At 62.4% G+C, this 12,706-nt stretch carries 11 protein-coding genes and 3 tRNA genes; 8 read left to right on the top strand and 6 right to left on the bottom strand.

The genetic code is table 11. The features are described from left to right. Window positions 1–193 precede the first annotated feature (193 nt). A tRNA-OTHER gene (locus ACMDCM_RS10760) sits at window positions 194–267 on the bottom strand. A gap of 105 nt (window positions 268–372) precedes the next feature. Between ACMDCM_RS10760 and ACMDCM_RS10755 the strand changes: the two genes are divergently transcribed. Both ACMDCM_RS10755 and ACMDCM_RS10750 read left to right on the top strand, forming a co-directional pair. Further along, window positions 373–442 (top strand) — tRNA-OTHER (locus tag ACMDCM_RS10755). A gap of 235 nt (window positions 443–677) precedes the next feature. Further along, window positions 678–938, top strand: a complete 261-nt coding sequence (locus ACMDCM_RS10750; protein WP_412773551.1) for a GCG_CRPN prefix-to-repeats domain-containing protein — start codon at window positions 678–680, stop codon at window positions 936–938. Between the two features lie 129 nt (window positions 939–1,067). On the opposite strand, the gene ACMDCM_RS10745 is transcribed toward ACMDCM_RS10750, so the two are convergent. Then, window positions 1,068–1,142 (bottom strand) — tRNA-OTHER (locus ACMDCM_RS10745). Window positions 1,143–1,196: 54 nt separating this feature from the next. Further along, window positions 1,197–1,958: a class I SAM-dependent methyltransferase gene (locus ACMDCM_RS10740; protein WP_412773550.1), complete on the bottom strand. Its 762-nt coding sequence runs from the start codon at window positions 1,956–1,958 to the stop codon at window positions 1,197–1,199. 247 nt (window positions 1,959–2,205) lie between these two features. On the opposite strand from ACMDCM_RS10740, the gene ACMDCM_RS10735 reads away from it, so the two are divergent. Further along, window positions 2,206–2,742: a Dps family protein gene (locus ACMDCM_RS10735; RefSeq protein ID WP_412773549.1), complete on the top strand. Its 537-nt coding sequence runs from the start codon at window positions 2,206–2,208 to the stop codon at window positions 2,740–2,742. Between the two features lie 32 nt (window positions 2,743–2,774). Here ACMDCM_RS10735 and carA read toward each other — a convergent pair whose 3' ends face one another. Then, window positions 2,775–3,965, bottom strand: coding sequence for a glutamine-hydrolyzing carbamoyl-phosphate synthase small subunit (gene carA, locus ACMDCM_RS10730; protein WP_412773548.1), 1,191 nt, complete (start codon window positions 3,963–3,965; stop codon window positions 2,775–2,777). 124 nt (window positions 3,966–4,089) lie between these two features. Here carA and ACMDCM_RS10725 point away from each other — a divergent pair, with 124 nt between their 5' ends. Beyond that, window positions 4,090–4,548 (top strand): GatB/YqeY domain-containing protein, encoded by a 459-nt coding sequence (locus tag ACMDCM_RS10725; protein WP_412774728.1) that lies wholly within the window; start codon window positions 4,090–4,092, stop codon window positions 4,546–4,548. Window positions 4,549–4,792: 244 nt separating this feature from the next. Beyond that, window positions 4,793–4,957 carry a DUF3309 family protein gene (locus ACMDCM_RS10720; protein ID WP_291607982.1) on the top strand — a complete coding sequence of 55 codons (165 nt, stop codon included), beginning with the start codon at window positions 4,793–4,795 and terminating at the stop codon, window positions 4,955–4,957. Between the two features lie 328 nt (window positions 4,958–5,285). On the opposite strand, the gene ACMDCM_RS10715 is transcribed toward ACMDCM_RS10720, so the two are convergent. After that, the gene (locus ACMDCM_RS10715; RefSeq protein WP_412773547.1) at window positions 5,286–6,116 is read right to left on the bottom strand and encodes an N-formylglutamate amidohydrolase; all 831 of its coding nucleotides are present in this window, start codon (window positions 6,114–6,116) and stop codon (window positions 5,286–5,288) included. 143 nt (window positions 6,117–6,259) lie between these two features. On the opposite strand from ACMDCM_RS10715, the gene dnaG reads away from it, so the two are divergent. From dnaG to ACMDCM_RS10700, 3 genes are all read left to right on the top strand, one after another. After that, window positions 6,260–8,161: a DNA primase gene (gene dnaG, locus ACMDCM_RS10710; protein ID WP_412773546.1), complete on the top strand. Its 1,902-nt coding sequence runs from the start codon at window positions 6,260–6,262 to the stop codon at window positions 8,159–8,161. Window positions 8,162–8,760: 599 nt separating this feature from the next. After that, complete coding sequence (gene rpoD / locus ACMDCM_RS10705) at window positions 8,761–10,917, top strand: RNA polymerase sigma factor RpoD (protein ID WP_412773545.1); 2,157 nt, start codon at window positions 8,761–8,763, stop codon at window positions 10,915–10,917. A gap of 167 nt (window positions 10,918–11,084) precedes the next feature. Next, on the top strand, window positions 11,085–11,648 hold the full coding sequence (locus tag ACMDCM_RS10700; protein WP_412773544.1) for a type 1 glutamine amidotransferase domain-containing protein: 564 nt from the start codon (window positions 11,085–11,087) through the stop codon (window positions 11,646–11,648). Between the two features lie 24 nt (window positions 11,649–11,672). Here ACMDCM_RS10700 and ACMDCM_RS10695 read toward each other — a convergent pair whose 3' ends face one another. Beyond that, the gene (locus ACMDCM_RS10695; protein ID WP_412773543.1) at window positions 11,673–12,434 is read right to left on the bottom strand and encodes a hypothetical protein; all 762 of its coding nucleotides are present in this window, start codon (window positions 12,432–12,434) and stop codon (window positions 11,673–11,675) included. Window positions 12,435–12,706 lie beyond the last annotated feature (272 nt).

The following is a 12,706-nucleotide window of genomic DNA, read 5'->3' as shown; positions in this document are numbered from 1 at the left end:
TCCCGGGGACTGAAAACTGGGCACAAAAAAAGGGCGCGCGTCCCGCGCGTCCCTTGAGCAAGAGCGCGATTTTCGCGCGCGGTGTGTCTTTAGACCAGATTTCCAGGGTGGGGAAGGCTTATAAGGCTTCATCAACCGGCAATTTGAGCCCGTTTCGGAGCGCCGGAGCCAGCTGTGAACAGTTAACAGAATTTGGAGGCCCAGCCTGGACTTGAACCAGGATAAAAAGCTTTGCACAGCTCCCGCGTCGACTTCCGCCACCGGGCCGCCGGTATATTTGCAGATATTTCCGCCGGGTCGAGCGATTGCTCACTGTAACGTTAATTGCAATTCCGGCACATGAAGGCCGGCGATGTGCTATGTCTGCATTGCGCGGGTTTAGCTTAGTGGCAAAGCAGCGACTTCCAGGTCGCAGACCGATGTTCGATTCATCGAATCCGCTCCGTCACAAACAGGGACCGCGGCCCCTGTGTGATTTTTCGCAAACGCGTGCAGCGACCGCTCGATTTCGCCGACGTTCCGTGAACGATCTGAACGCCTAAAGTCCGTCCGGGCCGCGCTCGGGGACGCGGTTGCGCGGCGGTTGCATTGAGGCAAAAATCCGACGGCGCCCTTCATCGCATATTCAGCGGCATTGCGGTGAAATCCTGCCTTTCAATTCAAGGAGGAAAGCAGACATGAAACTCTTGGCTTCCATCGCTTTCGCCGTCGGCCTCGGCATGGCGTCAGCGCAAGCGATGCCCGTCGCGCCGCTGCACGACACGACCGGTCCAGTCACGCAAGTCGGCTGGCGCTGCGGCCCCGGCTGGCACGTCAACGGCTGGGGGCACTGCGTGCCCGACCGGCGCTTCCATGGCGCGTGGGGCTATTATGGTCCGCCGCGGTTCGATCCTTGGCGTCATCGTCACTGGCATCATCGCCACTGGCACCACTGGTAGGTGGGACAGGAAGGAGCCCGCGCCTTGCGGGCTTTTTCTTTGCAGTGAAATGTCGACACCGTTTTCGTGAGGCTGCGGTCGGCGTGCGCGGCATCCGTCGCGTCAAAAGTTCGTGTCGAGGAGAAGGTTTGGAGGCCCAGCCTGGACTTGAACCAGGATAAAAAGCTTTGCACAGCTCTCGCGTCGAACTTCCGCCACCGGGCCAACGGTAATATTCCGCGGCAACCGAGCAGAGACGAGTCTTAACGTCGCTTAACGTTAACGTTCAATTGACCGATTGCCCGTTTCGATGCGGTGTCTTGCGGTTTCCGCGTCGCGGTTGCGCTCGAACGCGAGCCGCGCCACGAACGTCATGCGCGACGGATTGTGGCCGATATTCACCGGCGCGCGCGTCGCCGTGAATCCGGCGGCGGAAAGCCTCGCGACCATGTCGGCCTCGCCGTAGCGTTGCAGGCCGATCCTGGTGCGCAGTTGCCGATAATCGGACAGGGCCGTGCGGGCCAGCCCCAGCAGCGCGTCCTTCACGAAGCCATGCTGCGCCGCGAAGCGAAGCAGCGCGATCACATCGCCCGCCATTCCTGCGTTCGGTTGCAGGATGTCGCCCAGCACCAGACGGCCGGCCGGTTTGAGCAACCGGCGAATTGTCGTGATCGCGGCATCGAATTCGTCAGGCGTCATGTATTGTGCGACCGAGTTCATCACCGCCAGATCGACCGATGCCTCATCCATGTGCCGAAGGTCATCCAGTGAGCGCACCCTGATTTTTGTGTTGGGTGCGAATCGCGCCACCAGCCGGCCGCGAACACCCGGCGCGGGCTCGGCGAGGATCAGCCGGCCGCAGGCGTCAGCCACCGTTTCCGCCGAGAGGGCTTCGCCGCAGGCATAATCCAGGACGACCGCTTCCTTCGACGAAATGTAGCCGACGATGTCCCGAGCGATGGTTTGGAAATGGACGTCGCGGTGGAGCTTGCTGACGTAAATCGTGTGCGTGGAGTCGTAATAGTCGATCCAGTCATCCATTGGACGGTCTGAGCCAATCTTGTCGGTCCGCGCTATTGTTCCGCGTCCGGAACCCTCTGCGGAATCGCACGTTAGAGCATGATCCCGAAAAGTGGAAACCGGTTTTTTCGGATAAGACCATGCTTAATCAGACTCTGGCGAACTTGTCGCGAAACAGCGCGTTAGCAGGGTCTGGAGCCGCTTTCCGGCCTCGCATTGCGCGTCGAAAATGGCAATTCGTCCGCTTTTCATAACAGGAGGGTGCATCGTGACCCAAGCCAAAAGTTCCGCCTTGCGGAAAGTAAATCCCGAACTCGACACGCCGACCGATCTTTCGCAGGAGGGCGTCGACAAGATCTCCGCCGCCATGAATACAATCCTCGCTGACAGCTTTGCGCTCTACCTCAAGACCAAGAATTTCCATTGGCATGTCAGCGGGCGGCATTTCCGCGATTACCATCTCCTGCTCGACGAGCAATCGGAGCAGATTTTTGAAACCACCGACGAAATCGCCGAGCGGGTTCGCAAGATCGGCGGCACCACGTTGCGCTCGATCGGCCAGGTCGCCAAGCTCCAGACCCTCGAGGACAACGACGAGAGCTATGTCCCGCCGCGGGAGATGCTGCGCGAACTGATGAACGACAACAAGAAGGTGGTGGCGGCCATGCGCAAGGCCCACGATATTTGCGACAAATACGAGGACGTTGCGACGGCGAGCCTGCTCGAAAACTTCATCGACGCGGCCGAGCGGCGCACCTGGTTCCTGTTCGAGGCGAGCCGCCAGGAAGGCAGCAACGAGGCCTGACAAGTTAAAGGCTTCGTCGCTGTGCCGTGCGGTCAAGCTCGCTTGTTCGCCCGCATCAGGTCGGCGAAGCGCCTGAAAAGATAGTGCGAGTCGCGCGGCCCCGGCGAAGCCTCCGGATGATACTGCACGGAAAACACCGGCTTGCCCTCGATCTCGAGGCCGCAGTTGGAGCCGTCGAACAGCGAGACATGCGTCTGCTTCGCGCCCTTCGGCAGCGTCTTCTCGTCGACGGCAAAGCCGTGGTTCATCGAGGCGATCTCCACCTTGCCGGTGGTCTCGTCCCTGACCGGGTGATTGGCGCCGTGATGGCCCTGATGCATTTTCTTCGTTTTCGCGCCGACCGCGAGGCCGAGCATCTGGTGGCCCAGGCAGATGCCGAAGGTCGGCGTCCCCGACTCGATCACTTTGCGGATCGTCGGCACGGCGTACTTGCCGGTCTCGGCCGGATCGCCGGGGCCGTTTGAGAGGAACACGCCGTCCGGTTTCATCGCCAGGATGTCGTCCGCCGACGTGGTCGCCGGCACCACCGTGACTTTGCAGCCCTCGCCGGCGAGCAGGCGCAGGATGTTGCGCTTGATGCCGTAATCGACGGCAACGACGTTGAATTCCGCCTTGTCCCGCCGGCCGAATCCCTTGCCCCACGCCCACGGCGTCTCGTCCCAGGTGTAGCGCTGGCTCGACGTCACCATCGGCACGAGGTCCATGCCCTCGAGACCGGGCCACTCGCGCGCCTCCTCTTTCAAACCGTGAAGGTCGAACCGTCCGTCCTTCGCATGGGCGACTACCGCGTTGGGCATGCCCTTGGTGCGGATCGTCGCGGTCAGCGCGCGGGTGTCGATGCCCGAGATGCCGATGATGCCGCGCGCCCTCAACCAGGCGTCGAGGTGCCTGGCGGCGCGGTAGTTCGAGGGCGAGGTGATGGCGCTGCGCAGGATGACGCCGCGCGCGCCGGGCGTCGCCGCCATGTTCACCGTTTCGATATCCTCGTCGTTGGCGCCGACGTTGCCGATATGTGGGAAGGTGAAGGTGATGAGCTGGCCGGCGTAGGAAGGATCGGTGAGGATTTCCTCGTAGCCGGTCATCGCGGTGTTGAAGCAGACTTCGCCAACCGCCTGGCCCTCCGCGCCGAGGCCGAAGCCTTCGAGGACGGTGCCATCGGCGAGCACGAGAAGCGCGGTCGGTTTGAGGTCCGGCCAGGCTGAAGCGTTTTCCGATGCGGTCATGAGCGCATCACATAGCCCGCGCTTGCGCCGTCGTCAAACTCCGGTTGTCTCGCGCACCGCCGCGGCTTACATCAGGTTTCAAGATGAATTCGGCGGCGTTCCACGCCGCAGGGGAGGCTTTCCGATGCTGCGCGATGACATCAACAACGCCGTCAAGGAGGCGATGAAGGCCAGGGACGAGCGCAAGCTCTCCACGCTGCGCATGGTCAATTCCACCATCAAGAACGCCGACATCGAGGCGCGCGGGCAGGGCAAGCCGCCGCTGTCGGACGGCGACCTGCTCGGCCTCCTGCAAAAAATGATCAAGCAGCGCCAGGAGTCGGTCGAGCTCTACGAAAAGGGCGGCCGCGAGGAACTGGCCGCACAGGAGCGCGCGGAAATTCTCGTGATCTCTGGCTACCTGCCGAAGCAGATGTCCGATGACGACGTGAAGGCCGCCGTCGCGGCGATGATTGCCGAGACCGGCGCGAGCGGCATCAAGGACATGGGCAAGGTCATCGGCGCGTTGAAGGCGAAATACGCCGGGCAGATGGATTTCGGCAAGGCCAGCGGTGTGGTGAAGGCCGCGCTGACCGCCGGATGAATTGCGCTCTTCCTATCAGGCGGTTGCGCGCACTCCGCTGAATTTGGTTCCGCTCGCAGCGAAAAATAGTTCGGTTCCTGCGCCGGAACGACGTGCCGCGCGTCGCGTTGTCGCCCTAAGCAAACAGGAGGCGAACAACATGGGCTTTGGACGCGGACTTCTTCTCTGGCTGATCGGCATTCCGATCCCGCTGATCATTCTCATTGCATTTCTCATGCATCACTGAGCTTGAGCGAGGAACGACATGAGCATCGGCACAATTATTCTGATCATTCTCATTATCGCGTTGCTGGGCGGCTTCAGCGGTATCGGCGGCGGGCCGTTCTACGGCACCGGCTATTACGGCGGTGGCGGCCTTGGACTGGTGATCATCATCCTGCTGATCCTGGTTTTGATGGGACGCATCTGAACGCATCCAGAATAACGCCCGTTTTTAACAGGAGCACATCATCGCAGCGCCGCAAGTTCTTTCCTGCAAGCGGGAGAGACGAAAGGGCGAGGCAAGTCGGTGCAAACGGGCAATGCTCTTGCGGCTTTCCGCGAAAGCAACAATGCAAAGGCTCCGGACCTCCGGAGCCTTTGTGTTATGCCGTGCGGCCTCGAGAATTCCAGAGCCTTCCCGCTTCTGACGGAAATCAGAATCGGGGCTCTCTGTTTTTGATTTGACGCATTTTCTTTGCGCGAACCGGTAGCCATCCTCGGGTCAAGCCCGAGGACGTGCTTCGCTTGAAAACGCTTTAAGCGTGCGACGATTGTGGCGCGATCACCGTCGCTTCGATCTCACGGAACAGCCGCGCCAACCGTTCCGCCCATCGCGCCTGCCCGGTGTCATCGGCGATCAAGTCCTGCCTGATCTCGATGCCGGTGTTCATCAGCCCGCGCGCCTCGCCATGCACCGGAATGGTGTAATCGGTCAAGTCGCTCACCGCATACGGCTTGTTGTCGCCGACAACGAGATCGCCGTCGGCGCGCAGCAGTGACAGCAAGAGCTGCGGCAGCACCGGGCTGCGGTGATAGAGCGTGCCGACATGCCATGGCCGCGCGATCCCGGCATAGACCGGCGTGAAGCTGTGCAGCGACACCAGCACCGTGGGACGACCTTGCGCCAGCCGAGCATCGATCGCCTGAGCGATCCGGCGATGATAGGGCTCGAAGATCGCGCGCCGCCGCGCGGCGGCATCGGCGGGCGAAATGCCTTCATTGCCCGGAACGACCGTGGCCTCGCTGATTGCCGGAATCGAGCTTGCGACATCCGGCGGCCGGTTGCAGTCGATCACCAGCCGCGAATAGCGCTGTGCGATCAGATGCGCGTCCAGCGCCACCGAAATCCGCTCGGCGACGCCGGCAATCCCGATGTCCCATGCGATATGCCGTTGTCGCTCGTTGTCCGGCAGGCCGAGGTCGCCGAGTGCGTCCGGAATCAGCCGGCCATAGTGGTCGCAGGTCAAAAGAAGAGGCGAGGCGCCGGAGACATTGCGTTCGAGGACGGGGCGAACGGGAGCGCCGCCGACGCGCGCGGCGAGATGGGCTTCGCCCTGGAAGGTTGTTTCGTCGCGGTCGGTGGACATCTGGGATAACAGGGATATTTTGGAACAAATGGGGAACTGTATTGGTGATGACAGCGAGCTATACTGGCGAAGGCGGCGATGATTCGCGACATTGGGCATTGGCGCAACTACCCGCCTCCAGAAATGCTTGAGTGAGACGGCGTATGCGTTTCCCGCCCAGCTTTATTGACGAGGTCAAGGCGCGCCTTCCGGTGTCGGAAGTCGTGGGCCGTCGCGTGAAGCTGAAGCGGGCGGGGCGCGAGTTCAAAGGGCTGTCGCCGTTCCAGCAGGAAAAGACCCCGTCGTTCACGGTCAACGACCAGAAACAATTCTATCACGACTTCTCCACCGGCAAGCACGGCAACATCTTCGACTTCGTGATGGAGACCGAGGGCGTCTCGTTTCCCGAAGCGGTCGAGCGGCTGGCGTCGATGGCGGGGCTACCGCTTCCGCGCAACTCGCGGGAAGACGAGCAGCGCGAGCAGCGTCAGAAATCCCTGTTCGAGGTGATGGAGTTGGCGGCCCGATATTTCGAGCAGAATCTCGCCTCGCGCGGCGGCGCGCCGGCGCGCGGCTACCTGTCGGACCGCGCGATTGCCCCCTCCAGCATCGTCGAGTTTCGTATCGGCTACGCGCCCGCGGAACGCTTCGCGTTAAAGGAATATCTGGGATCGAAGGGCGTTCCGGTCGAGGACATGATCGAAGCCGGCCTGTTGATCGCCGGCGACGATATTCCCGTTCCTTACGATCGCTTCCGTGACCGGATCATCATTCCGATTCATGACCAGCGCGGCCGGGTCGTCGGGTTCGGTGGCCGCGCGCTCAAGAAGGACGCGCAGCCCAAATATCTGAACTCGCCGGAAACCTCGATCTTTCACAAAGGCTCGATCGTTTTCAACTTCCATCGCGCGCGCCAGCCGGCGCACGAGGCCAATTCGGTCGTCGCCGTGGAAGGCTACATGGATGCGATCGCGGTCTATCAGGCGGGGATCAAGGCCGTCGTCGCCACCATGGGGACCGCGTTCACGGAAGACCAGATCGCCACGCTGTGGCGATTGTCGCCTGAGCCTGTGGTCTGCTTCGATTCCGATCGCGCAGGCGTCGCGGCCGCTTATCGATCCGTCGACCGCATCCTGCCGCTGCTTCGCGTCGGCAAGACGTTCCGCTTCGTGTTCATGGACGAACAGAAGGACCCCGACGATTTGATCCGGGAAAAGGGCGTCGAGGCGTTCAGAAGCGTTCTGTCCGGCTCCCTGCCGTTGTGGGATGTGCTCTGGCAGCGCGAGACCGACGGTCAGGACGTGCGAACGCCTGACAAACAGGCCGCGCTGGAACAGAAACTCTACGCGCTGGTGCGGACCATTCAGGATCCGGCCGTCAACACGGCGTTCTTCAGAACCTCGCGGATGCAACTCGCCAATCTGTTCTGGCAGGTTAATAGGCGGCCGGCCCGCAATCACAAGGAAGCGGACTCGAGATTAAATCCAAAACTCAAGTTTGACGGAGAAGGGCCGCGTTCGGGACTGCAAAAGACCGTTCTCGGGATGCTCGTCCAATATCCCGATCTTCTCGAAGACAAGCAGGACTCCGTCTTGCGCTTACACTTCCCTGAGGCTTTCGATCGTTTCCTCACGCGGCTGTTCCGGTTGCTGGTTACCGAGGCAAAGCTGTCGGTCTCGGTGATTTGGGAGGAACTTGGCGACGAATTTTATGACACGCTGCAAACCGTCCATGGAAAAGCAAGCGAAGGAAAACCGTATGGGCACCGGCTGTTTAAGCGCTTTCCAATTTTAAGTCGCGAGCCGTCGCTGGATTTTGTGTCCGGGTGCCTGGACCACTTTATCAAGATTCTGCATTGGCATGAGTTGGAAGACGATATTCAGCGGGCGAAACTTGACGCCGGGCAGGGAGACGAATCTGCAGTCGCGCGCTTGTTGAGTCTGGTTCGCGAAAGCCACGCCGAGCAGGAAAACATAAGGGCAGAGGGGGTGGTGCTATCGGAGTGGGCGGAAGACATCATCCGCATCTGGGCGCCCCAAAGCGGGACGATGCATCTGGCCGCATGAGCACGTGCTGGCTCCGGCGGCGAATCGTGGCGGCTTCCGCCCGAGCGAAGGAGGCGGAAAGCAGAGCGGAAACCGGAGTGTGAAAAAGTTGCGAATGCAGGGGTCGGGCTCGCCGCCCGACCGTTCGGGTATCGGAGGCCAAATCGGTTGCGCTGCAGCGTTTCACCGCCCGATACCGGGCCGGACGGCTTGCATCGTAAGTCGCGCTCATTACTTAGGGAATTAGCACGGCAGGATGCCGGACCCGGCGAAGCAAGTTACGCCAGCGGCAGCCGCCATGTGCCGGCGGCCCCGGCCTCGGGGCGTCCGAAACACGATTGAGGCGGGATGGCGGCGTCCGGGGCAGCGAAAAGACTCGCCAAATCCATGGTTTGGCGGCAAAAACAGGGTTAATGGAAAGTCAAGGCCTGACAGGTTAGGTCATCCGACACGTAGTCCAACGCGGGCACGATCATTCGGCAAGAGGGTTGACGGGGTGGCGAGGGATTGCGCCGCCCTTTGTGCGTCGTGAGCGGCGCAAATCGGAAGCGCCGGGGCGCGGCGCGGATTTTACGGGGGAGCAGGCGTGCTTCCGCACGAGTGCGTTTCAGGAGCTGTGAATGGCGAGCAAGGCAAAGACGCTGCAGGTCAAGGACAAGGAAAAGGACGACAAGGCAGCGGACGCTCCCGAGAAGGATACTGCCGATGCGCCGTCGCCCTTGCTCGATCTGTCCGACGCCGCCGTCAAGAAGATGATCAAGCAGGCCAAGAAGCGCGGCTTCGTCACCTTCGACCAGCTCAATGAAGTGCTGCCTTCCGACACCACCTCGCCGGAGCAGATCGAGGACATCATGTCGATGCTCTCCGACATGGGCATCAACGTGTCCGAGTCCGAAGACACCGACAGCGACGACGAAAACAAGGAAGAGGCCGACGACGAGACCGACAACGAGCTGGTCGAGGTCACGCAGAAGGCGGTCACGGAGGTCAAGAAGTCGGAGCCCGGCGAACGCACCGACGATCCCGTGCGGATGTACCTGCGTGAGATGGGCACCGTGGAGTTGCTGTCGCGCGAGGGCGAGATCGCCATCGCCAAGCGCATCGAGGCCGGCCGCGAGGCGATGATCGCGGGGCTTTGCGAAAGCCCGCTGACCTTCCAGGCCATCATCATCTGGCGCGACGAACTTAACGAGGGAAAGATCTTCCTGCGCGACATCATCGACCTCGAGGCGACTTATGCCGGCCCCGACGCCAAGAACAATATGAACCCTGCGCTGCTCGGGGCGGCGGTCGGTCCCGACGGCCAGCCGTTGCCGGCGGACGATGTCGCTGCGGCATCGGGCGAGGGCGATCTCGACGCTACCGTGACCGCGCCCCCTGCGGCGCCGCCGTCGCCGACCCCGTTCCGCGCCGCGCGCGGCGCGCCGGCCGGTGCCGGCGAGCGCGACGAGAAAGCTCCGGGCGAGGCCGCCGCCGAGGGCGAAATGGAGGAGGACGACTTCGACAACCAGATGTCGCTCGCCGCCATCGAGGCCGAGCTGAAGCCGAAGGTGGTCGAAACCTTCGACAAGATCGCCGAGAACTACAAGAAGCTGCGCCGCCTGCAGGAAGCCGACATCTCCAACCAGCTTCAGAATGAATCGCTCTCGCCCAACCAGGAGCGCCGCTACAGGAAGCTGAAGGACGAGATCGTCGTCGAGGTGAAGTCGCTGCGGCTCAATCAGGCGCGCATCGATTCCCTCGTCGAGCAGCTCTACGACATCAACAAGAGGCTGGTCTCGTTCGAGGGTCGCCTGCTGCGGCTCGGCGACAGCCACGGCGTGGCGCGCGAGGATTTCCTGCGCAACTATCAGGGCTCGGAACTTGATCCGCGCTGGCTCAACCGGGTTTCGAAACTCTCGGCCAAGGGCTGGAAGAACTTCGTTCATCACGAGAAGGACCGCATCAAGGAGCTGCGCGGCGAGATCCAGCAACTCGCAGCGCTGACCGGGCTCGAGATCGGCGAATTCCGCAAGATCGTGCACAGCGTGCAGAAGGGCGAGCGCGAGGCGCGCCAGGCCAAGAAGGAAATGGTGGAGGCGAACCTTCGCCTCGTCATCTCCATCGCCAAGAAGTACACCAACCGCGGCCTGCAGTTCCTCGACCTGATCCAGGAAGGCAATATCGGCCTGATGAAGGCGGTGGACAAGTTCGAGTATCGCCGCGGCTACAAGTTCTCGACCTATGCGACGTGGTGGATCCGGCAGGCGATCACGCGTTCCATCGCCGATCAGGCGCGCACCATCCGCATCCCCGTGCACATGATCGAGACCATCAACAAGATCGTGCGCACCTCGCGCCAGATGCTCAACGAGATCGGCCGCGAGCCGACGCCGGAGGAACTCGCCGAAAAGCTCGGCATGCCGCTGGAGAAGGTGCGCAAGGTTCTCAAGATCGCCAAGGAGCCGCTGTCGCTGGAGACGCCGGTGGGTGACGAGGAAGACTCACACCTCGGCGATTTCATCGAGGACAAGAACGCGGTGCTGCCCATCGACGCCGCGATCCAGAGCAATCTTCGCGAAACCACGACGCGCGTGCTCGCCTCGCTGACGCCGCGCGAGGAGCGGGTGCTGCGCATGCGCTTCGGCATCGGCATGAACACCGATCACACGCTGGAGGAAGTCGGTCAGCAGTTCTCGGTGACACGCGAACGCATCCGCCAGATCGAGGCCAAGGCGCTGCGCAAGCTTAAGCACCCCTCGCGCAGCCGCAAGCTTCGGAGCTTCCTCGACAACTAGCTTTTGTCTTCACGGACGCGTGCAGCACGAAGTGTTGCGCGGCAGCCCGGCCATCCATCGACCAGCAAACGGCGGGCCGCAAGGCTCGCCGTTTTGTGTCATGAAACATTCGTCCCGCCGCGCCGTTGTCCGGGCTCACACAACGCAAACGCGAACGGAGACACGCCATGGCGGAGCAGCTCAAAGGCAAGCGCATTCTCATTCTCGCCACCAACGGTTTCGAGCAGTCGGAACTCGAGGTTCCGCGCGACCGGCTGAAGGCCGCCGGCGCCGAGGTTCACGTCGTCTCGCCGGAGGCGGGCGAGATCAAGGGCTGGGACAAGAAGGACTGGGGTCGCGCGGTGAAGGTGGACAAGCCGCTCTCGGCCGCGAAGGCCGATGACTATGACGCCATCGTGCTGCCCGGCGGGCAGATCAATCCGGATCTGCTCCGCGTCAACAAGGATGCGCTCGCGCTGATCAAGGCGTTCTACGAGGCGGGCAAGACGGTGGCCGCAGTATGTCACGCGCCCTGGCTGCTGGTGGAGACCGGCATCGCCAAGGGCCGCCGCATGACCTCGTATCACTCGATCCGCACCGACGTCATCAATGCCGGCGCGCGATGGGAGGACAGCGAGGTCGTGACCGACGAGGGCATTGTCACCTCGCGCAATCCGGGCGACCTCGAAGCGTTCAGCGCCAAGATCATCGAGGAGGTGCGCGAAGGCCGTCACCAGCGCCACGCGGCTTGAAGTCCGCGCACCCGCGACCCGCGCTCAGTCCTCCGTCGCTTCGCCCGGCGGATGGCGGGGGTCGTACACGTGCGGCCGGTTGCTGCCGATCTTCTTCCAGAACGGCCAGATGAACGTGGCGCCGGCTGTCAGCGGGCCGATCGCGCGCCATTCGTGCAGGTCGACCACCAGCACCGCCGGCGTCGCCACGAACAGCACTGCCGTTATCAAGCCGAGCGCCACCATCGCCTTGCGGTACGTCTGCGAAACGCCCGTGGTGAAGCGGATGCGGCCTTCCGGTGCGTCCGCGAGACGCAGGTGCAGATCGTGGATGAAATCGCGATAGACCGGCGCGCGCACGGGGTCGACCTTGCCGTTGATGCCCGCGTCGGTGACCATGAGAAAGCGGCCGCCGCGAAAATCGATGCGGCATTTGTTGACGGCATCTTTGCCCTGGGCGTCGGGCATATTCACGGAAACGATGTCGGTCCAGAGTTGCCGGCCCGCTTCGCCCGCGCCGGCGCGCCAGGCGATGGCGGAGTCGCGCCCGTCGTCGATCAGCGACACGCCATGGCTCGCGCTGCGCCAGAAGTAGCGTTCGCCGTTCACCAGGTAATACAGGTCATAGGCCGTCGAGGCCAAAGCGGTTGCTGGCTCGATCATGCGCCGAGCATAGCGGATTTCCGGGTGATGTCGAGGCGGCTTACGCGTTGCGTTGCGACGGTGCGGGAAGGCGTGAGGCCGGGTTCCCAGGTTGAAACCCCGGTCGTTTACGGCATGGAAAAATGGGATGTCGATCTTCTTCACCTCTCTCCCATAGCCCGTTGAAGACGGGCGTAAACGGTTCGTGGTCGTCGCAGGGGACCCGATGTGCAATTGCATATCCGAAGTTCGCACCTTCGGTGCGCTCTGGAATGATGAAGCGAAGAATACAGTTCACCTCGACCCCTCAAGGGAGCGTGAACCGCTGCGCTGCGCCCCTTCATTTGGCGCGAATGGCGCAGGCGCCAAGCGCGTTATGTTCTGCGCGAACGAGGCAGCCCCGCGCCGTGTCATCCGGAGGTGCGTCGTGTCCCGGA

It is taken from the genome of Nitrobacter sp., from assembly GCF_047149785.1.
Taxonomy (GTDB): domain Bacteria; phylum Pseudomonadota; class Alphaproteobacteria; order Rhizobiales; family Xanthobacteraceae; genus Nitrobacter.
This window is presented reverse-complemented; position numbering and strand designations above follow the sequence as displayed.